Consider the following 18,643-nt stretch of genomic DNA (forward strand, 5'->3'; position numbering starts at 1 on the left):
AATCCATGACTGAACCGCTGTCCTTCCACCCCCGGCTGCGCGTGCGCACGGCCGACTTCTTTCCCGTTGACAATGCGCCGGCCGTCCGGCAATTGCCCGACGGCCCGGGTGTCGGGCTGCGCTGGTTGGCGCATTGCGTGCTGGGGAGCCATCTGCTGATGGTGGCGTGGCTGACCGGACCGCGCGGCGCGCAGGGCTTCGGGCTGGCGGTGGCCGATAGCGATTGGACGCTGCTGGCCACGCACTTCCAGCCGGTCGAACTGCCGGCGGGGCAGCCGGGCGCGCAGTCCGGCGATATCGAGCGCCACGGCGACATCTACGCCGCGCAGTTGCATTGCCTGCATCGGGACGCGCAAGGCTTGCGCGCGATGCTGGCGGTAGAGCAACGGGCCACGCGCCGCTACCCGGGCGCGCATGGGGGCGGCGTTGTGCTGACCTCGGGCGTGGCCGACTGGTTCCGGATAGAGATTGCGCTGGAAGCGGACGGGCGGCCTCGCCTGAATACGCGCGCGGCGCCGGCGCACCATGAACCGTTCTGCAATTCGCTGCATGCCGCGCAGTTTCCTGATGGCGGCCATTGGCTGGCGCTGCGCGACACGCTGCCCGAGACGGTCTCGGAAGCGGATGCCTACCTGAACACGCATCGCCGGCTGCACGTGGCCGCCGACCGGCAAGGCGTCCCGCAAGCGTGGCGTCCCATCGAGGGCGCGGAAGGCGCATTGCCAATGGATACGGTGCTGACGGGCGCGATGCACGCACGGGCCTATGACGATACGCAGGTCGTGACCCTGCTGACCATGGCAGGGGCCACGCGCCTGTGCTTGCTGGATCTTGCCGAGGCGCGGCTGACGCAAGCCGTGGCGCTGCGCATCCCCAAGGGCCATTGGCGCGTGCTGGCCTGGCGCGCGGACGCAGCGGGGGAAGGCGGGGAGTTCTGGCTGCATGCCAGCAACGACAAGCTGAGCATCAGGCATCGGGACAGCAGCTTGTGGCGCGTGACCTACGGGGCGGCGGCCGGCCGTGGCAAGAAGCGTTCGTCGCCAGGCTTGCCCGTGCTGGCCGAGCGCATCACCGAAGACCGCCTGGTTGCGGGGGCGGTCGCCATGGACTATGCGGACTTCACCCTGCTGTTGTGGCAGCACGGGCAGGGCATCAAGAACGTGGAACCCATGCGCTGCGCGGTCCATCCCTTGGCGGGCCCCTTGCAAGAGACGACGGCCTGGGACTGCGCCCGTCTGGCCGACAGCCTGCCGCAAGCGCCGGCCAGGGAAGTGATGGCTTTCGGCCGAACGATGCAGCGGCCCGCCGAGCCCTCGCTGCCTGCGCGCGGATTTGATTTCGCGGGCCAGCGGGTGCTGGTGTTCGACGAATGCAGCGCGCCGGCCGGGTTTCCGGACAGTGCGTTGCTGGGCACCGTCGAACCCGCCGTCAGGAGCGCGTCGGCGCGGGCTTGATCCGGTTACGGGCGCGGCGGCGCGCCCACAGCGCGTAGACGGCGATATTGCCCACGATCAGCAGCGCGGCCAGCACGATCTGCGTGGTTCTGGTGATGCCCTCGGGATAGATGAGGCCCAGGACGTAATGCTCGATGAAGCCGCCGGCATAGCCTTCCTGGCCGGCCCGCTCGCGCAGCGACACCTCGAGCGGGGTCAGGGGGCAGATCCAGCCCATGCCGATCACCATGGCGCCCCAGGCCAGCGCCGGCAGATGCAGATAGGCGGCCCGGGGCTTGCACAGCGCCAGAAGGCCGCCGAACATCACGAAGGCGACGAAAAGGCCGTGCGCGACGAGCACCAGGTCGGCAAGGATGCGATAGGTCATCGGGGCTTCAGATCTTCAGGTCGCGCAGAAGCTTGGTCAATTCCGGCGCCGTCATCAGGGACACGCCCTGCGACTTCGCGTATTGCAGCGCGTTGTCGGACACATCGCCCAGCGCGATATAGATGGCTTCGCGGGCGCCGCGCTTCTCGCGCACGGCCTGCAGGTCGCGCAGCGGCTCCACGCCGACGCGGGCGGCCTTCCAGCGCTTGGCGCTGACGATGGCCACATGGCCGTCCTTGCTCAGCGCAAAATCCGCGCCGGGCAGTTGCAGGCGTTCGACTTCGCAGCCGTCACGCCGGAAACCGGCTTCGACGGTCTTCGAGAAGTCCGCCCAGGACATGGCGGCGGTGGCCTCGGCCACGGCCTGCACGCGCGTGCCGGATGGCGCGCGCAACTGCTTGTAGGCCGCCATGATCGAAATCACGGCGAACGGCACGGCGGCAAACACGCCCATCGCGGCGTAATCCAGGGGCAGGGCGGCAAAGCCGCCCACGCACAGCAGCAGGGCCACGCCCGCGCCCATCCACCACGGTGAGCGCAGCAGGACGGCGAAGATGGAGTTCTGGGACATCTTGAGTTTCATGGCGGCTCGCGGCGGTGCGGTAAAGGGGATCGGGCCGGATCAGGCGTCGTTGCCCGCGGCGTCAAAGGCGCGCACCACGATGCGCACGTCGCCGCAGGTCACGATCTGTCCGCCGCGGATCTTTGCCGTCTTGCGCGTTTCCACCACGCCGCCGACGCTGACATGGCCGTCGGCAACAAGCATCTTGCCCGCGCCGCCGCTGTCGCACACGCCGGTGGCCTTGAGCAACTGGTTGATTTCAATATAGGGGCTGCCGTCGGCAAGGGTGAATTCGATGATGGGCATATCGCGCGAGTCAGTGAGATCAGGGGCGGGGCGCTCAGGCCGGGCGGTCGCCATTGGTATTGCCGGGGACGCCGGGGCCGGAGGCGCCGGGATTGCCAGGGTTACCGGGATTGCCGGGATTGCCAGAGGTGCCAGGGGTTCCAGGGGTTCCAGGGGTGCCCGGATTGCCCGCCGCAGCGGCCTCCTCGGCCGGCCCCTGGGGCGCGGCGGCCGGCGCCGGGCGGTTGTTGGTTTCGGCGCGCGCCATCCAGGCGATCAGCGACGAGCGCATGGCCTCTTCGACCGACATCTGGATGGGCTGGACCCAGTCCTGCGGGACGAAGACCGTGTAGCCGCCGATCATGTAGCCCATCGGCAAATAGACGGCGACGCGATCGCCCTGCGTGAAGCCTTCGGGCAGGCCTTCCATGCCGCGCCGGGTGACCAGGCCCACCAATTCCAGTTGCTGGCCCGGCACGCGCAGAATCACCACCTGCTGGGCCGTGTTCTTGGAGCTGGGCGAAAAATAATCGGCGAAGCTCTTCAAGGACGAATAGATGCTCTTGACCACCGGCAGGTTGGTGAACGGCATTTCCACCAGCGTCAGCACCCGCTGCACGCGTTCCTTCGACACGAGATAGCCGATCGCCAGGATGCCCAGGATGCCCAGCGCCAGACCCATGCCCGGCACATAGAAGCCGCCGATGAACGGGCGCAGGAAGGTCAGCGCGACGGATTCCGTCCAGGCCAGGAAGATATAGAGCAGGTAGATCGTCAGCGCCAGCGGCAGGACGGTGATCAGGCCGCGGAAGAAATATTTGTAGAGACGGGTCATAGGCAATGGCAAATTGGGGTCGGACAGCGATGCATGGCGTGCCGGGGGCCGCCAGCATAGCAGCCGGCGAATGGCAGCCGGGTAACAAAACCGCGTGGCGGGCGGGGGCCGGTACTACCGGTCGACCGGCAAGAACAGGGTCTCCTTGATTTCCTCCATGACCACGTAGCTGCGCGACTCGGCGGACGCGGGCAGACGTTTGAGGATTTCGCCCAGAAGACGGCGGTATTCATTCATTTCGGTCAGGCGGGCTTTGACCAGGTAATCGAAGTCACCCGACACCAGGTGGCATTCCATGACTTCGGGCACGTACAGCAGCTCTTTCTTGACCTTGTCGAAGACGTCGCCGGACTTGGCCGACAGCTTGATCTCCAGGAAAACGAGCAGGTTCTTGCCCAGCGCCGCCGGGTTGACGCGCGCATGGTAACCCGTGATGACGCCCTCGCGCTCCATGCGCTTGACGCGGTCGGAGCAAGGAGTGGCTGAAAGGCTGACCCGCTCGGCCAATTCAGTCACCGAAATGCGGCCTTCGCGCTGCAGGATTTCCAGGATTTTCAGGTCGATACGGTCGAGGTCGCGCATTTTCACTTTTGGCGATCATAAAACGGGGGCGGCCCGAGAAAAAGCACTGGCAAACGAAAATCTTCAGTGCTTTTCACTGCCTGGAGGCCCATAGACTACCGAAATTCCTGTACAAAACCAAACACTGGAAAGAATCATGCATGTGATCGTCCTCGGCAGCGGCGTTATCGGCACCACGACCGCCTATTACCTGGCCCGCCAGGGCGCCAAAGTGACGGTGCTGGACCGCCAGCCCGCGGCGGCCCAGGAAACCAGCTACGCCAACGCCGGCCAGGTCTCCCCGGGCTATTCCACGCCGTGGGCCGCGCCCGGCATTCCGCTGAAAGCCATCAAGTGGCTGTTCCAGAAGCATGCGCCGCTGGCGATCCGCCTTGACGGCAGCCTGTACCAGCTCAAATGGATGGCGGCCATGCTGGCCAACTGTTCCGCGGACCGCTACTCGGTCAACAAGGAACGCATGCTGCGCCTGTCCGAGTACAGCCGCGATTGCCTGCGCGAACTGCGCGCCTCGACCGGCATCCACTACGAAGAGCGCACCCGCGGCACCTTGCAGCTATTCCGCACGGACGCGCAGATGGAAGCGGCGCGCCGCGACATCGCCGTGCTCGAAGAAGTGGGCGTTCCCTACGAACTGCTGGACCGCAACCGTCTCGTGACGGCCGAGCCCGCGCTGGCGCATTCGGTCCACAAGCTCTCGGGCGGTCTGCGCCTGCCGAACGACGAAACCGGCGACTGCCAGTTGTTCACGAAGCGGCTGGCCGACATGGCCGCCGCCCTGGGCGTGGACTTCCGCTACAACCAGACGGTGTCGGGCCTGGACAGCGTGGGGGGCCAGATCACCGGCGTGCGGGTCGGCGGCGAAGTGCTGACGGCGGATCGCTATGTGGCTGCCTTCGGCAGCTACACCCGGGGCTTTCTGGAGCCGCTGGGCCTGGATCTGCCGGTGTATCCGGTCAAGGGCTATTCGCTGACCATTCCCATGAAGGACGAATCGGCCGCGCCGGTGTCGACCATCCTGGACGAGACCTACAAGATCGCGGTGACGCGTTTCGACCAGCGCATCCGGGTGGGCGGCATGGCCGAGCTGTCCGGCTTCGACCTGCGCCTGAAGGACGCGCGCCGCAAGACGCTGGAACTGGTGGTCAACGACCTGTTCCCCGGCAGCGGGCACGTCGCGCAGGCCGAGTTCTGGACCGGGCTGCGTCCCATGACGCCGGACAGCACGCCGGTCGTCGGCCCGACCCGTTACGGCAACCTGTATCTGAACACCGGCCACGGCACGCTGGGCTGGACCATGGCCTGCGGCTCCGGCAAGCTCGTCGCCGACCTGGTCATGGGCCAACGCCCCGCCATCCGCACGGACGGCCTCGGCCTGTCGCGCTACGAGCGCAGCGCCGGATCCAGCCAGCCGCTCGTGCTGGACGGCAAACGCGCGTAGCGCCCCGCCGCCGGGCCGCCCCAAGGCGGGGCAGCCCCCTCGGGGGGCAGCAAGCACGCGACGCGTGCGCGGCGTGGGGGCCCGATACAGCCGCCCCGCCGCCGGGCCGCCCCAAGGCGGGGCAGCCCCCTCGGGGGGCAGCAAGCGAGCGCAGCGAGTGCAGCGTGGGGGCCCCATTTCTACTTGCCTCTATGCCAAAATCCGCGCATGACTCATTTTCTGCATACTGCCGACTGGCAGATCGGCCGGCAATACGGCCAGTTCGAAATTGACGACGCCGCGATGCTGGCCGAGGCGCGCTTTGACGTCGTGGCGCGCATCGCCGCGCTGGCCGCCGAGCGCGGCGTGGACGCGGTGCTGGTGGCCGGCGACGTGTTCGATACGCAGGGCGTGTCGGACCGCACGATCCGCCGGCTGTTCGCCGCCATGGCCGGCTATGCCGGTCCCTGGGTGATGATCGCCGGCAACCACGACGCCGCGCTGGCCGACAGCGTCTGGAGCCGCGCGATGCAGTTGGGCTGCATTCCCTCCAACGTCCATGCGCCGCTGCGCACCGGCGTGGTGGACCTGGCGGCGATCAATCTTGCCGTCCTCGCCGCGCCGCTGACGCAGCGCCATACCTACGACGACGTCACCCAGGCCTTCGACACCCTGGAGTCCGAACCCGGCCGCGTGCGCGTGGGCCTGGCGCACGGCAGCGTCGCCGGCCGGTTGCCGGACACCATCGACGCCACCAACCCGATCGCTGCGGACCGCGCGGCCCGGGCGCGCCTGGACTATCTGGCGTTGGGCGACTGGCACGGCTGCCTGTCCGTGGACGACCGCACCTGGTATGCCGGCACGCCCGAGCAGGACCGCTTCCGCGGCAACGAGCCCGGCTATGTGCTGGACGTGCGCATCGCCGCGCCCGGCGCGACGCCGCTGGTGGAGCGCGTGGCAACCGGCAGATACCGCTGGTCGGCCTGGTCCGAGACGCTGAGCCTGCCCACGGATGCGCAGGCGCTGGCCGAACGCATGGCCGCGTTGCGCGCCGAAGATGTGCTGCGCCTGGACGTGCAGGGCCACGTCAACATGGAAACCTGGGACGCGCTGCAGCGCGCCGTGGACCAGGCCGCCGCGCAGGTCCGGGCCCTGCTGCCGGACCTGTCCGGCCTGCGGCTGGAACCCGACGAGGCGGACCTGGCCGAACTGCGCGCCAGCGGCTACGTGGGCGAGGTCGCGGCGCAGCTTCAGGCATTGCAGGGCGATGCCGCCCAGTCCGCCGTGGCGGGGGAGGCGCTGCGCCTGCTGCTGCGGTATCAGCGTGAAAGCGCGGCGCCGGGAGCCACGTCATGAAGCTCTCTCGCATCGTCCTGGAAGAATTCCGCAAGTTCCGCCAGCCCCTGGCGCTGGACGGCCTGCAAGACGGCCTGAATCTGTTCGTCGGCCCCAACGAGGCCGGCAAGAGCACGGTGGCCGCCGCGTTGCGCGCGGCCTTCCTGGAACGCTACAGCACCAGCAAGGTGGCGGACCTGGCCCCGCGCGGCGAGTCCGGCGCCCGGCCCAGTGTCGAACTGGCCTTCACGCATGCCGGGCATGGCTATGTGCTGAAAAAACAGTTCCTTTCGCGCGCGCGTTGCGAGCTGCTGATCGACGATGGCGCGCAGCGCCTGGATGGCGAAGAAGCCGAAAACGCGCTGGCCGCGCTGCTGGGTTTCGAGCTGTCCGGACGCGGGCAGAGCAAGCCCGATCTGGCGGGCATCCCCGGCCTGTTGTGGATCCAGCAGGGCGATGGCCAAAACCTGCAAGAGGCGGCGGGCTTCGCCGGCGCGCACTTGCGCGATGCGTTGACGCAGCTATCGGGCGAGCTCGCCTCCGGCGACGGCGACCGCCTCTACGAGCGCGTGTCGGCCGAACGCGGCGCGCTGCTGGATGCGCGCAATGGCCGGCCGAAGGGCGTCTACAAAGAGGCCGAGGACGCATTGGCGCGCGCCTTGGCCGACCGCGAAGCCTGCGCGCAGGCGATGGCGCAGCTCAACGCCGACGTGGACCGGCTCGCGGAACTGCGGCGCGAACACGAGCGCGCCCAGGCCGCCGAACCCTGGAAGGACTTCGATTCCAAGGCGGCGCAAGCCCGCTTGCGCCTGGCCGCCTTGGCCAAGGAACGCGAGGCCTTCGACGGCCTGCGCCGCGAACAGGCCCAGGCCGCGCAAACCCTGACCTTGCTGCAGGACCAGGTCCGGCGCGACCAGCAGGACGAAACCGAACTTCAGACGCTGATGCGCGACGCGCGGGCAGCGCGTGCCCAGGTGCAGGCCGCGCAGGAGTCTCTGGCGCGCGCGCAGCAACAGCGGCAGGCGCATGCCGCCTCCGTGGAGGCGGCCCGCCAGCGCGTGGTCCTGGTGCAGGCGCTGGCCGACCGGCGCGACCTGAATGCTCAACTGACCCCGTTGGGCCCCGAGATCGAACGCCTGGATGGCGCCTTGAAGGACGCCACGGCCCTGATCGAACAAGGCTCCGCGCTGAAGTCCGAGGCCGTGCGCCTCGAGATTGCCGATGCCGAGATCGAGGCATTGCGCAAGGCCACGCGCGAACTCAACAACCTGCAATTGCAGCAACAGGCCATCGCCACGCGCCTGCGCTACCAACTCGACGCGGGACAGCAGGCGATGCTGGACGGCAGGCCGCTCACCGGCGCCGACGAGGTGCTGCTGACGGCGGCCGCGGAGTTGGTTCTGCCCGGCGTGGGCCGGTTCCACATCGAGCCGGGAGGGCAGGACCTGCCCGCCTTGAAGCGCGATCTGGCGCAGGCCGAGGCGGGCTGCGCCGCATTGCTCAAACGCGCGGGCGTGGACACGCTGGCCGAGGCCGAACAGCGTCACGCCCGCTACAGCGCCCTGTTGCGTGAACTGGACGGCATGCGCAAGACCCTGGGCATCCATGCGCCCAAGGGCGTGGATGCCTTGCGCAATCAGCGCGACGAGGCGCTGGCGCGTCAGACCCAACTGCGGGAGCGCCTGTCCAAGCTGCCCGCCGCGGTGGAATCGGACGGCGACGACCTGCCCGCCGCCGCCCAGGCCCTGCGCGAAGCCGAGGCTGTCGCGGCCCAGGCCGAGAAGACGCTGGCGGCCGCGCAGCGCGCGCTTGACGCCGACGGCGCCCGCGCCCAATTGCTGGAAGGCCAGGCCACGGCGCGCGGCGCCGAAGTGCAGTCACCCGAACGGGCGGCGCAACGGCAATCCCGCGCGGGCCGGCTGGCCGAGGCGCGCAGCGCGCACGACGAGCTGGAACGGCGCGTGCGCGAAGCACAGGCCGCGCTGGCCGAACACCGGCCCGAACTCGCCGAGCAGGATGTCCAGCGTTTTGAAAAGTCCGCCGCCATCGAACGCGAGGCCCAGCACAAGCGCCACGGAGACATCCTGCAGTTGCAGGGCAAGCTGGACCAGGCCGGCGCCCAGGGCCTGGGCGAACGCCTGTCGGAAGCGGATGCCGCCTGCGAACGCCTGGAACGCCGCCGCGACGAGTTCGCGCGCCGCGCCGCCGCGCTCGAACTGCTGCTGAAGCTGCTGGCCGACAAGCGCGCCGCGGCCACGCAGCGTCTGCAGGCGCCGCTGGCCCGCCGCCTGAATCACTATCTGGCGCTGCTGTTTCCCGAGGCCGCGCTGCGCCTGGACGACGCGCTGCTGCCCACCGCGCTGCGCCGCGGCGACGGCGAAGACCTGCTGGACGCGCTGAGCTTCGGCACGCGCGAACAACTGGGCATCCTGGCCCGCTTTGCCTACGCGGACCTGCTGCGCGAGGCCGGCCGCCCGACCTTGCTGGTGCTGGACGACGCGCTTGTGCATACCGACGATGCCCGGCGCGACTTCATGAAGCGCGCGCTGTTCGACGCGGCGACGCGGCATCAGATCCTGATGTTCACCTGCCATGGCGAGGCATGGCGGGATATGGGGGTGGAGCAGCGCAGGATCGGCTAGGGCAGGCGGACGGCCAGGCGCCGGGCTAGTCGCGTTTCCGGCTGTCCGCCGCTACGCGCGCGGCTGGTTGCTGGCCGGAGGTGCCGGCGCCGCCGTCGAACCAGCCATTCCAGGGCTGTGCGGCGGGGGCGGCGTCTTCCAGGCCGCTGTCGTCCAGCCCCGCCCAATGCCCGCTCACAAGCTGGGCCGGCCGCGTTTGCGCCACGACCCGCGCGCACACGGACCAGGCGTCCAGGCGCACGCTCAGGCCGGCGTAGATGCCATGGCCGGCGCCCGCTTCGATGATGCCTTCCGCCTGCGCGCCCTCGCCGGCCCGGATCGACCCTTCGGCGCGGATGTCCTCGCCCGCGATGAGGCCCCATCCGGAAAACAGATGGTCGCCGCATTGGATCGAGCCGCCCGCCTGAATGCCGCTGGCCGCGTTGATTTCCTTTTCCGCCCGCACGTGGCCGCCGGCCTTGATGCCTTGTCCGCATTTGATGGCGCCCTGTGCGCTCACGTCCTGTCCCGCGTGCAGGTGGCCGGTGACCGCCAGGTCCTGTCCGGCGCAGATGTCCCATTTTGCGCGCAGGTTGCCGCCGCAATCCAGGCGCGTTGCCGTTTCCACGCCCCAGTCCGCGGTCACGTCGCCGCCCGCGCGCAGGTTGCCGCCGCTGGCGATATTGGCGCCCGCGCTGATGTTTTCTCCGGCCATGATGGTCTCGCCGGCGCGGATGCCGCCGCCCGTGACGATGGCGCGGCCGGCGCGCACCACCGTGTCCACATTGATCCCCATGCGCACTTCCAGCGTGCCCGCGAACACAATGGCGTTGGCGTCGACGGCATCGAGCCTGAGGACGGCATCGGTCGGGCCGAACTGGTCCAGCAGCCAGCAGGCGTCGCCGACGCGGCCGTCGGCGACCAGCGCATCAAGCACGGCCTGGTAATCCCCTTGGCCGTTGTGGTCCCGCAGGAACCATTTGTAGCCGCCCGCGCAGGGATTCTTGGCTTTGACGAATTTCTTGGTGAGTTGCATGGCGATTGAAAAGAAACAGTGCGTGGCGTGGCCGCATGCCGCCGCGGGCATGCGCAAACCAGATAGGGCGCGGACCCGGCCACGCGGCAGGGCGTCCGCCGGCCGGTTTTGGGCTGCGGGCCGCGCGGATGTGCGCAGGCAGCCGGCAACGGGCCGGAATGAAACTTCAGGAAGGGAAAAGCCGGGTGATTAGCCGGGCTTGGAGCGCGCGTAGGCGGAACGCGCGGCGACTTCCTGCGAACTCAACAGTGTTGAGCGCAGGGCGCAGAGGGCGCAGGCAGCGCAGGGAGGGGGGCAGAAATCGGATCGCACGGGTGCAGATGCTACCACCCGGGCGTTGGCAGTCAAGCGGGGCCCCCGCAAAGCGCCCGGCCGGGGGCCGGTCCCGTGCGAGGCCGCTTGCAGGATGAACAGGCCCGGGGCACGACCCTTACAGGGAGGCCGCCCCGGGCCGGTGCGGGTCAGTTCGTCAGGACGATGTTGCGGTCCTTGGCGATGCGCTGGCGCAGTTCCAGTTCACGCTTGATCTGCGCGGCGTACTGGGCGGGCGTGTTGCCGTCCACCAGGGAACCGCCGTCGGCCAGGCGCTGGGCGACCTTGGGGTCCTTCAGGGCCTTGACGGTAGCGGCGTGGATGCGGTCCACCACGGCTTGCGGCGTGCCGGCGGGGGCCACCAGTCCGTACCAGGCCATGTTGTCCACGTCGGCCAGGCCGCCTTCGGTGAAGGTGGGGACGTCCGGCAGGGCAGGCAGGCGCTTGGGAGCCGCCACGGCCAGGGCGCGCAGCTTGCCGGCCTGGATGTGGGGCATGGACGAGGGCAGGTTATCGAACTGGGCGTTGACCTGGCCGGCAATCACGTCGTTGAGCGCCGGGCCCGAACCGCGATAGGGCACGTGGACCATGTCGGTCTTGGTGATCGACTTGAACAGTTCGCCGTCCAGGTGGCTGATGCCGCCCGCGCCCGACGACGCATAGCTGTACTTGCCGGGGTTGTTCTTCAAGAGCGTGATGAACTCCGCCAGCGTCTTGGCGGGCACGGCGGGGTTGACGGTCAGCACGTTGGGAACGTTCACCATATTGGTGATGGGCGTGAAGTCCTTGAGCGGATCGTAGGGATTCTTCGGGTTCGTGGCCGGATTGGTGGCCATGGTGCTGACGGTGGCCACGCCCAGCGTGTAGCCATCGGGGGCGGAGCGCACGAGGGCATCCGCGCCGATCGAGCCGCCGCCGCCACCCCGGTTCTCAACCACGACGGCCTGACCGAGCTCGCGGCCCAGGCCTTCGGCGACGATGCGCGCGACGATATCGGTGGTGCCGCCCGCGGCGAAGGGCACGATCAGCCGGATGGGCTTGTTGGGGTAGGGGTCGGCGGCTTGCGCGGCGGAACTAAGGCAGACGCCTGCGATGGCGGCGGCCAGGACGGCCTTGGCATGTGACAGCATATTCAAGAGTCTTCTCCATATTGTTGTTCCGAGCCGGCCCGGCTTCTTGGGCCGGCGTCGGTGAGGCGCGCGCTGCAGGGATACCGGCAGGTCAACGCCTCGTGGGCGCAATTCCACACAGGAATCCCCCTACGGTCAACTTGGGATTCTCCCTGCTTTGAGGATTCGCAATAATTTTTTACGGTGACGGATAGTTGTCGGGAAATGGCGGAAATTCCAAGAAAATAGCCGTCTGACAAGTAGATGAACATGCATTCAACGGCCTTCATTGCGCAATCATTGCGCATTCATCTTGCTGTCATTAGCTGGGTTCGTGCATAAATCTCTGCATAACTTACGAGAATCTGATATTTTTCGGATGAGATTCTTGGCCGGTCTTGCAAGAAAACTATTGCGTTTGTTTCTGTCTGCGCCGTTCAATGGCGTTGGTTGATGTCCCCGCGGGGCAACGTGTAGTGCAGCGACGCACCGGGCCAGGGTTCCGTCCGTTTTTCAATCCCCGGTCTGTTTCGTCTCTCGCTGCCTTGTGCTGGCGGGAGGGGGCCCGGACATTCTCGGAACGCCATGTCGCTGATCCTGATCCTCGCTCTGCCGTTCGCCGGCAGCCTGTGCGCCGCGCTGCTGCCTTCCAACGCCCGCAACGCCGAGGCCTGGTTGGCGGGCCTTATCGCCCTGGCCTGCGTGGTTCTGACCGCCAGTCTCTATCCGGACGTCGCCAACGGCGGCGTGATCCGGGCCGATCTCCCCTGGGCGCCTGCGCTGGGGCTCCAGTTCACGCTGCGCATGGACGGCTATGCCTGGCTGTTCGCGCTGATCGTCTCCGGCATGGGCGCCCTGGTGGTGCTGTACGCCCGCTACTACATGTCACCGGAAGACCCGGTGCCCCGCTTTTTCTCGTTCTTCCAGGCCTTCATGGCCGCCATGCTGGGCGTGGTGCTGTCCGGCAATCTGATCCAGCTTGTGCTGTTCTGGGAAATGACCAGCCTGGCTTCCTTCATGCTGATCGCCTACTGGCACCATCGCCTGGACGCGCGCCGCGGCGCGCGCATGGCGCTGACCGTCACGGGCGGGGGCGGGCTGTGCCTGCTGGCGGGCGTGCTGATCCTGGGCCATATCGTGGGCAGCTACGACATGGACCGCGTCCTGGCGTCGGGCGACCTGGTCCGCGCCGACCCCTGGTATCCCGCCGTGCTGGTGCTGGTGGCGCTGGGCGCGCTGACAAAGAGCGCCCAGTTCCCATTTCACTTCTGGCTGCCCAACGCCATGGCCGCGCCCACGCCGGTGTCGGCCTACCTGCATTCGGCCACCATGGTGAAGGCGGGTGTATTCCTGCTGGCGCGCTTCTGGCCCGTGCTGTCGGGCACCGACGAATGGTTCTGGATCATCGGCGGGGCAGGGCTGATCACCCTGGTGCTGGGCGCCTACGCGGCCATCTTCCAGCAGGACATGAAAGGGGTGCTGGCCTATTCCACGATCAGCCATCTGGGCCTGATCACGCTGCTGCTGGGGCTGAACAGCACGCTGGCGCTGGTGGCCGCCATCTTCCACATGATCAACCACGCCACGTTCAAGGCCTCGCTCTTCATGGCGGCGGGCGTGGTCGACCACGAAACCGGCACGCGCGACCTCAGCCGGCTGTCCGGGCTGTACAAGGCCATGCCCATCACGGCCACGCTGGCCATGGTGGCGGCGGCCTCGATGGCGGGCGTTCCACTGCTGAACGGCTTCCTGTCCAAGGAAATGTTCTTCGCGGAAACCACCTTCGTCAGCGGCGACCGGTTCACGCAGATCGGCCTGCCGCTGCTGGCCACCATCGCGGGCGCGTTCAGCGTGGCGTACTCGCTGCGCTTCATCCTGCAGGTCTTCTTCGGCCCTCCGGCGACCGACCTGCCGCGCGCGCCGCACGAGCCGCCGCGCTGGATGCTGCTGCCCAGCGCGCTGCTGGTATTCATGTGCCTGCTGGTGGGCGTGGTGCCCAGCCTGACGGTGGGCCCTTTCCTGGCCACGGCCGCGCACAGCATCCTGGGCGAGGACATGCCCGAGTACAGCCTGGCGGTCTGGCACGGCGTCAACCTGCCCCTGGTCATGAGCCTGGTCGCCACGACGGCGGGCGTGCTGCTGTACCTGGCGCTGCGGGCGCACCAGCGCGCCAATCCGGGCCGGGTGCCATTCATCTACCGGCTGGACGGCCGCCGCACCTTCGAGGCGCTGCTGGACGGTTCCAGCGTCGCGGCCGCCTGGCTGCTGCGCTGGGTGTCGTCGACTCGCCTGCAGGTGCAGATGCTGCTGATCGTGCTGGGCGCCTTGTTCGTCGCCTGGCTGCCGCTGCGGGCGGGCGGCTGGCTGGATGGCACGGGCCGCATGACGCCCATCGATCCGGTATTTGCCCTGCTGTGGCTGGTTGGCGGCACCTGCGCCCTGGCAGCCGCGTATCAGGCCAAGTATCACCGCCTGGCGTCCCTGGCGCTGGCGGGCGGCGCCGGTCTGATCACCTGCCTGACCTTCGTGTGGTTCTCGGCGCCCGATCTGGCGCTGACGCAGCTTTCCGTGGAAGTCGTGACCCTGGTCCTGCTGCTGCTGGGCCTGCGGTGGCTGCCCCGCCGGATCGAGCAGGACGACGAAGAAACCCTCAAGGCCACGCTGCAGGCCCGGGGCCGCCGCTTGCGCGACCTGCTGGTGGCCGTGGCCGCGGGCACCGGCATGGCCGCGCTGGCGTATGCGGTGCTGGCGCGCCCGCAAGGCGACACCATTTCCTCTTACTTCGTTGACCGCGCGCTGCCCGACGGCGGCGGCACCAACGTGGTCAACGTGATCCTGGTGGATTTCCGCGGCTTCGATACGTTCGGCGAGATCACGGTGCTGGGCATCGTGGCGCTGACGGTCTATGCGCTGCTGCGCCGTTTCCGCCCCGCGACCGAAAGCGCGGACCTGCCGCGCCAGCAGAAGGAGCAGGACGGCGGCGTGCCGGACGCGCCGGACATCAAGTCGCTGGTGCCCGCGGGTTCGATGATGGTGCCCACCGTGCTGGTGCGCCTGCTGCTGCCCGTCGCCGCGTTGATCTCCGTGTATTTCCTGCTGCGCGGCCATAACCAGCCGGGCGGCGGATTCGTCGGCGGCCTGATCTTCGCCACCGCGGTCATCCTGCAATACATGGTGGGCGGCGTGTACTGGGTGGAGTCGCGCAGCCGCCTCAACCCGCAGAACTGGATCGGGATCGGGCTGCTGTCCGCCGGCGCCGCCGCGGTGACCGCATGGCTGGCCTACAAGCCTTTCCTGGCCGCGCTGGCCTGGGATGTCGCGCTGCCGTTCATCGGCCATGTCCACTTGTCCAGCGTGCTGCTCTTCGACCTGGGCGTCTACATGCTGGTCGTGGGGTCCACCGTGCTCGTGCTGGTGGCACTGGCTCACCAATCGCTGCGCGCGCAGCGCAAGGCCGCCGCCGAAATCCAGGCGGCCGCCGCTCAAACAGGGGAAGCCTGATGGAATTGATTTACGCCGTCGCGATCGGCGTCCTGGCGGGCTCGGGCGTCTGGCTGCTGCTGCGGCCCCGGACGTTCCAGTTCATCATGGGCCTGACGCTGGTCTCCTATGCGGTGAACCTCTTCATCTTCGGCATGGGCCGGCTCACCTCCGGCCGTCCGCCGGTCGTGGATCCCGCCATGGCGCATGATCCTTCCTGGTATGCGGATCCGCTGCCGCAGGCGCTGGTGCTGACGGCCATCGTGATCGGCTTCGCCACCACCGCGCTGTTCCTGGTTGTGCTGCTGGCCTCGCGTGGCCTCACGGGTACCGACCACGTTGATGGACGGGAGTCCCAATCTTGAGTTTCTGGCTTCAACATCTTCCTGTTCTGCCCGTCGTTACCCCGCTGATCGCGGGGGCCGCGATGCTGCTGCTCGCCGATACCAGCCGCTATGCGCGCGGCGGTATTGCGCTCCTGTCCACGATGGCCCAGCTTGCCGCCGCCATTGCCCTGCTGGCGGTGGCCGGCGGCGCCGTGCCCGGCGTCTGGCCGGACGGGGTAGGGGTCTATCTGGTGGGCGACTGGCCGGCGCCGTTCGGCATCGTGCTGGTGGTCGACCGCCTGGCGGCCGTCATGCTGACCCTGACCTCGGTGCTGGGCCTGGCCACGCTGGTCTATGCGCTGGCCCGCTGGGACCGCGCGGGCGTGCATTTCCATTCGCTGTTCCAGTTCCTGCTGATGGGCCTGAACGGCGCCTTTCTCACGGGCGACCTGTTCAACCTGTTCGTGTTCTTCGAAGTACTGCTGGCGGCATCCTACGGCCTGCTGCTGCACGGCTCCGGCGTGGCGCGCGTCAGCGCCGGCCTGCAGTACATCGCGGTGAACCTGGTGGCGTCGTTCCTGCTGCTGATCAGCATTGCGCTGATCTATGGCGTGACCGGGACGCTGAACATGGCCGACCTGGCCCTGCGCGCCGGCAACCTGACCGGCGCCGACCGCATGCTGTTCGAGGCCGGCGCGGCCATCCTGGGCGTGGCCTTCCTGGTGAAGGCGGGCGCCTGGCCGCTGAATTTCTGGCTGGTCAAGGGGTATGGATCGGCCGGCGCGCCCATCGCGGCCATGTTCTCCATCATGACCAAGGTCGGCATCTATGCACTGCTGCGCATCGGATCGCTGCTGTTGCCGTCGGGCGCGCCCGCGGCCTTCAGCCTGGACTGGATGTTCGCGGCGGGGCTTGCCACGCTGCTGTTTGGCGGCTTGGGCCTGCTTGCCACGCAGCAACTGGAAAAAATGGTCGGCTATTGCGTGATCGTATCGGCCGGCACGCTGCTGACCGCACTGGGCATGCCCGGGGTGACGCTCACCGGCCCGGCGCTGTTCTACCTGATCAGTTCGGTGCTGACGACGGGCGCGTTCTTCCTGCTGGCCGAACTGATCGAACGCACCCGCAGCTTTGGCGCCAACGTGCTGGCCGTGACCCTGGATGCCTTCGACCTGGACGATCCGGCGTCGGTTAACCGTTCCGACGACGTGGTGGGCGTGGCCATACCGGCCGCCATGGCCTTTCTTGGCCTGGCCTTCATCTGTTGCGCCTTGCTCGTGACCGGGCTGCCGCCGCTGTCGGGCTTCGTGGCGAAGTTCTCGCTGCTGTCCGCCGCGGTGTCGGCCGCCACCGAATCGGCGCCGCCCATGGACGCCTGGATACTGGTCGCCGCCGTGCTGGTTTCGGGTCTGGCCGGCCTGATCGGCCTGAGCCGTACCGGCATCCGCGTGTTCTGGGCCAGCGATGACCGCAGCACGCCGCGCCTGCGCGTGATCGAGGCCGGCCCCGTGGCGGTGCTGCTGCTCCTGTGCGTGGGCCTGGCCGCGGGCGCGGGTCCGGTGTCGGCCTACCTGGACGACGCGGCGCGGTCACTGGACCAGCCCAGTTCGTATATCAATGCCGTCATGTCCGCGCAGACCGTGCGCGGCGCCCAGGGAGGAAGCTGATGCGCCGTCTCTACTTCCTGATCCTGCCCGGCCTGCTGTTCGCGCTGTGGCTGGTGCTGAACGAAAGCGTTTCCCCCGGCCAGATCGCGTTGGGCCTCGCGCTGGCGCTGTGGTTCACCTGGGCCGCGTCGCGCCTGCGCCCGCTGCATGCGCGGCCGCGCCGCCTGTGGAAGGTGCTGCCGCTGTTCCTGCACGTCACCTTGGATATCATCAAATCCAATGTCGCCGTGGCCCGGCTTATCCTGAATCCGCGCCGCAACGACTTTTCGCCCGGATTCATCATGATTCCGCTGACCATGCGCGACCCGCATGGACTGGCGATGCTTGCCTGCATCGTCACCTACACGCCCGGCACCGTCTGGGTGGACCTCACCGACGACCACCGCCTGAAACTGCACGTGCTGGACCTGCAGCACGAAGGCGATTGGATCAAGCTGGTACAGGAGCGCTACGAGCGCCCGTTGATGGAGATGTTTGAATGAACACCGTACTGTATTGGGCGGCGTCCTTTGCCTTGCTCTGCTTCGCGCTGGGCATGGTGTTCGCCACCATCCGCCTGCTGCGCGGACCCACCGCCCAGGACCGCGTCCTGGCCCTGGACACGCTGTATATCAACGGCATGCTGACGATGCTGGTCTTCGGCATCCGGTCCGGCACGTCCGTCTATTTCGACATTGCGCTGCTCATCGCGCTGTTCGGGTTCGTCGGGTCCACCGCGATGGCGCGCTTTCTGCTGCGCGGCGAGGTCATCGAGCCATGATCGACGCCCAACTCCCCCTGTGGGCCAGTATCCCCGCCACCGTCCTGCTGGTGCTGGGAGGCTTGCTGGCCGTGACCGGCTCCGCCGGCCTGCTGCGGTTCCGCACCTTCCAGGCGCGCATCCATGCGCCGACGCTGGGCAACACCCTGGGCTGCGCCTGCGTGCTGGCGTCCTCCATACTCGTGTTCTCCGCGCTGTCAGCCCGGCCTGTTTTCCATGAGGTCATCATCACGCTGCTGCTGATCGTTTCGTCCCCGGTCACCGCCATGCTCCTGATGCGCGCCGCTACCTACCGTAACCGCTTGACAAAGGCCGATGCGGACTTCGACGCGCGGTAGTGGCGGGTCGACATGTCCCTGTTTTCATGGCTGAAACGTAACCTTACGAATTCAAGTCGCTGGACATGTCCCCGACCGCGCAACATGGGATAGTGATGGCAGTAGGCGGCGCAGTGCAGAGCCGCGCCGTCCAGGTTCAATCTCTCTTAAAGGAGCT

The 18,643-nt window shown here is 68.0% G+C and carries 16 protein-coding genes and 1 pseudogene; 10 read left to right on the plus strand and 7 right to left on the minus strand.

Features of this window, described 5'->3' with window-relative positions; genetic code table 11:
- Nucleotides 1-5: 5 nt before the first annotated feature.
- Nucleotides 6-1,454 carry a hypothetical protein gene (locus ASE30_RS04320; protein WP_156407528.1) on the plus strand — a complete coding sequence of 483 codons (1,449 nt, stop codon included), beginning with the start codon at nt 6-8 and terminating at the stop codon, nt 1,452-1,454.
- On the opposite strand, the gene ASE30_RS04325 is transcribed toward ASE30_RS04320, so the two are convergent.
- The 5 genes and pseudogenes from ASE30_RS04325 to ASE30_RS04345 all read right to left on the minus strand — a co-directional run bounded on the left by ASE30_RS04325 (nt 1,429) and on the right by ASE30_RS04345 (nt 4,085).
- Nucleotides 1,429-1,821: a DUF2784 domain-containing protein gene (locus ASE30_RS04325; RefSeq protein ID WP_057282991.1), complete on the minus strand. Its 393-nt coding sequence runs from the start codon at nt 1,819-1,821 to the stop codon at nt 1,429-1,431. The genes ASE30_RS04320 and ASE30_RS04325 overlap by 26 nt on opposite strands.
- A gap of 7 nt (nt 1,822-1,828) precedes the next feature.
- The gene (locus tag ASE30_RS04330; RefSeq protein WP_057282992.1) at nt 1,829-2,404 is read right to left on the minus strand and encodes a restriction endonuclease; all 576 of its coding nucleotides are present in this window, start codon (nt 2,402-2,404) and stop codon (nt 1,829-1,831) included.
- A 39-nt stretch (nt 2,405-2,443) separates the two neighbouring features.
- Nucleotides 2,444-2,689, minus strand: a complete 246-nt coding sequence (locus ASE30_RS04335) for an RNA-binding S4 domain-containing protein (RefSeq protein WP_057282993.1) — start codon at nt 2,687-2,689, stop codon at nt 2,444-2,446.
- 160 nt (nt 2,690-2,849) lie between these two features.
- Nucleotides 2,850-3,503 (minus strand): annotated as a pseudogene (locus tag ASE30_RS04340) (DUF502 domain-containing protein); the annotation flags it as partial.
- Nucleotides 3,504-3,617: 114 nt separating this feature from the next.
- Nucleotides 3,618-4,085 (minus strand): winged helix-turn-helix transcriptional regulator, encoded by a 468-nt coding sequence (locus ASE30_RS04345; RefSeq protein ID WP_057282994.1) that lies wholly within the window; start codon nt 4,083-4,085, stop codon nt 3,618-3,620.
- 136 nt (nt 4,086-4,221) lie between these two features.
- Here ASE30_RS04345 and ASE30_RS04350 point away from each other — a divergent pair, with 136 nt between their 5' ends.
- From ASE30_RS04350 to ASE30_RS04360, 3 genes are all read left to right on the plus strand, one after another.
- Nucleotides 4,222-5,523 carry a D-amino acid dehydrogenase gene (locus tag ASE30_RS04350; protein WP_057282995.1) on the plus strand — a complete coding sequence of 434 codons (1,302 nt, stop codon included), beginning with the start codon at nt 4,222-4,224 and terminating at the stop codon, nt 5,521-5,523.
- Nucleotides 5,524-5,730: 207 nt separating this feature from the next.
- On the plus strand, nt 5,731-6,858 hold the full coding sequence (locus ASE30_RS04355; RefSeq protein WP_057282996.1) for a DNA repair exonuclease: 1,128 nt from the start codon (nt 5,731-5,733) through the stop codon (nt 6,856-6,858).
- A complete protein-coding gene (locus tag ASE30_RS04360) occupies nt 6,855-9,479 on the plus strand; it encodes an AAA family ATPase (RefSeq protein ID WP_057282997.1) in 2,625 nt (874 codons plus the stop codon). Before ASE30_RS04355 ends, ASE30_RS04360 begins: the two co-directional genes overlap by 4 nt.
- Before the next feature lie 25 nt (nt 9,480-9,504).
- On the opposite strand, the gene ASE30_RS04365 is transcribed toward ASE30_RS04360, so the two are convergent.
- Together ASE30_RS04365 and ASE30_RS04370 are read right to left on the minus strand one after the other, a co-directional pair.
- Nucleotides 9,505-10,494 carry a hypothetical protein gene (locus tag ASE30_RS04365; RefSeq protein WP_235515178.1) on the minus strand — a complete coding sequence of 330 codons (990 nt, stop codon included), beginning with the start codon at nt 10,492-10,494 and terminating at the stop codon, nt 9,505-9,507.
- 461 nt (nt 10,495-10,955) lie between these two features.
- Complete coding sequence (locus tag ASE30_RS04370) at nt 10,956-11,936, minus strand: tripartite tricarboxylate transporter substrate binding protein (RefSeq protein WP_057282998.1); 981 nt, start codon at nt 11,934-11,936, stop codon at nt 10,956-10,958.
- Between the two features lie 564 nt (nt 11,937-12,500).
- Here ASE30_RS04370 and ASE30_RS04375 point away from each other — a divergent pair.
- From ASE30_RS04375 to mnhG, 6 genes are read left to right on the plus strand one after another with little or no spacing between them, the layout of a single operon-like run.
- Nucleotides 12,501-15,416 carry a monovalent cation/H+ antiporter subunit A gene (locus ASE30_RS04375; RefSeq protein WP_057282999.1) on the plus strand — a complete coding sequence of 972 codons (2,916 nt, stop codon included), beginning with the start codon at nt 12,501-12,503 and terminating at the stop codon, nt 15,414-15,416.
- Nucleotides 15,416-15,760 (plus strand): Na+/H+ antiporter subunit C, encoded by a 345-nt coding sequence (locus ASE30_RS04380; RefSeq protein ID WP_057283000.1) that lies wholly within the window; start codon nt 15,416-15,418, stop codon nt 15,758-15,760. The genes ASE30_RS04375 and ASE30_RS04380 overlap by 1 nt, the downstream gene beginning before the upstream one ends.
- Nucleotides 15,757-17,388: a monovalent cation/H+ antiporter subunit D gene (locus ASE30_RS04385; RefSeq protein WP_057283001.1), complete on the plus strand. Its 1,632-nt coding sequence runs from the start codon at nt 15,757-15,759 to the stop codon at nt 17,386-17,388. Before ASE30_RS04380 ends, ASE30_RS04385 begins: the two co-directional genes overlap by 4 nt.
- Complete coding sequence (locus tag ASE30_RS04390) at nt 17,388-17,870, plus strand: Na+/H+ antiporter subunit E (protein WP_057283002.1); 483 nt, start codon at nt 17,388-17,390, stop codon at nt 17,868-17,870. Before ASE30_RS04385 ends, ASE30_RS04390 begins: the two co-directional genes overlap by 1 nt.
- Nucleotides 17,867-18,148 (plus strand): K+/H+ antiporter subunit F, encoded by a 282-nt coding sequence (locus ASE30_RS04395; protein WP_057283003.1) that lies wholly within the window; start codon nt 17,867-17,869, stop codon nt 18,146-18,148. Before ASE30_RS04390 ends, ASE30_RS04395 begins: the two co-directional genes overlap by 4 nt.
- Entirely contained in the window at nt 18,145-18,486 is a 342-nt protein-coding gene (mnhG, locus tag ASE30_RS04400) for a monovalent cation/H(+) antiporter subunit G (protein WP_057283004.1), read from the plus strand. Before ASE30_RS04395 ends, mnhG begins: the two co-directional genes overlap by 4 nt.
- Nucleotides 18,487-18,643 lie beyond the last annotated feature (157 nt).

Source organism: Achromobacter sp. Root83 (assembly GCF_001428845.1).
Classification (GTDB): Bacteria; Pseudomonadota; Gammaproteobacteria; order Burkholderiales; family Burkholderiaceae_B; genus Achromobacter.

Excerpts from the sequence above, each read along its gene's own strand:
- ASE30_RS04320 (WP_156407528.1), top strand. The coding sequence starts at position 6 with ATGACTGAACCGCTGTCCTTCCACCCCCGGCTGCGCGTGCGCACGGCC.
- ASE30_RS04325 (WP_057282991.1), bottom strand. The coding sequence starts at position 1,821 with ATGACCTATCGCATCCTTGCCGACCTGGTGCTCGTCGCGCACGGCCTT.
- ASE30_RS04330 (WP_057282992.1), bottom strand. The coding sequence starts at position 2,404 with ATGAAACTCAAGATGTCCCAGAACTCCATCTTCGCCGTCCTGCTGCGC.
- ASE30_RS04335 (WP_057282993.1), bottom strand. The coding sequence starts at position 2,689 with ATGCCCATCATCGAATTCACCCTTGCCGACGGCAGCCCCTATATTGAA.
- ASE30_RS04345 (WP_057282994.1), bottom strand. The coding sequence starts at position 4,085 with ATGCGCGACCTCGACCGTATCGACCTGAAAATCCTGGAAATCCTGCAG.
- ASE30_RS04350 (WP_057282995.1), top strand. The coding sequence starts at position 4,222 with ATGCATGTGATCGTCCTCGGCAGCGGCGTTATCGGCACCACGACCGCC.
- ASE30_RS04355 (WP_057282996.1), top strand. The coding sequence starts at position 5,731 with ATGACTCATTTTCTGCATACTGCCGACTGGCAGATCGGCCGGCAATAC.
- ASE30_RS04360 (WP_057282997.1), top strand. The coding sequence starts at position 6,855 with ATGAAGCTCTCTCGCATCGTCCTGGAAGAATTCCGCAAGTTCCGCCAG.
- ASE30_RS04365 (WP_235515178.1), bottom strand. The coding sequence starts at position 10,494 with ATGCAACTCACCAAGAAATTCGTCAAAGCCAAGAATCCCTGCGCGGGC.
- ASE30_RS04370 (WP_057282998.1), bottom strand. The coding sequence starts at position 11,936 with ATGCTGTCACATGCCAAGGCCGTCCTGGCCGCCGCCATCGCAGGCGTC.
- ASE30_RS04375 (WP_057282999.1), top strand. The coding sequence starts at position 12,501 with ATGTCGCTGATCCTGATCCTCGCTCTGCCGTTCGCCGGCAGCCTGTGC.
- ASE30_RS04380 (WP_057283000.1), top strand. The coding sequence starts at position 15,416 with ATGGAATTGATTTACGCCGTCGCGATCGGCGTCCTGGCGGGCTCGGGC.
- ASE30_RS04390 (WP_057283002.1), top strand. The coding sequence starts at position 17,388 with ATGCGCCGTCTCTACTTCCTGATCCTGCCCGGCCTGCTGTTCGCGCTG.
- ASE30_RS04395 (WP_057283003.1), top strand. The coding sequence starts at position 17,867 with ATGAACACCGTACTGTATTGGGCGGCGTCCTTTGCCTTGCTCTGCTTC.
- mnhG (WP_057283004.1), top strand. The coding sequence starts at position 18,145 with ATGATCGACGCCCAACTCCCCCTGTGGGCCAGTATCCCCGCCACCGTC.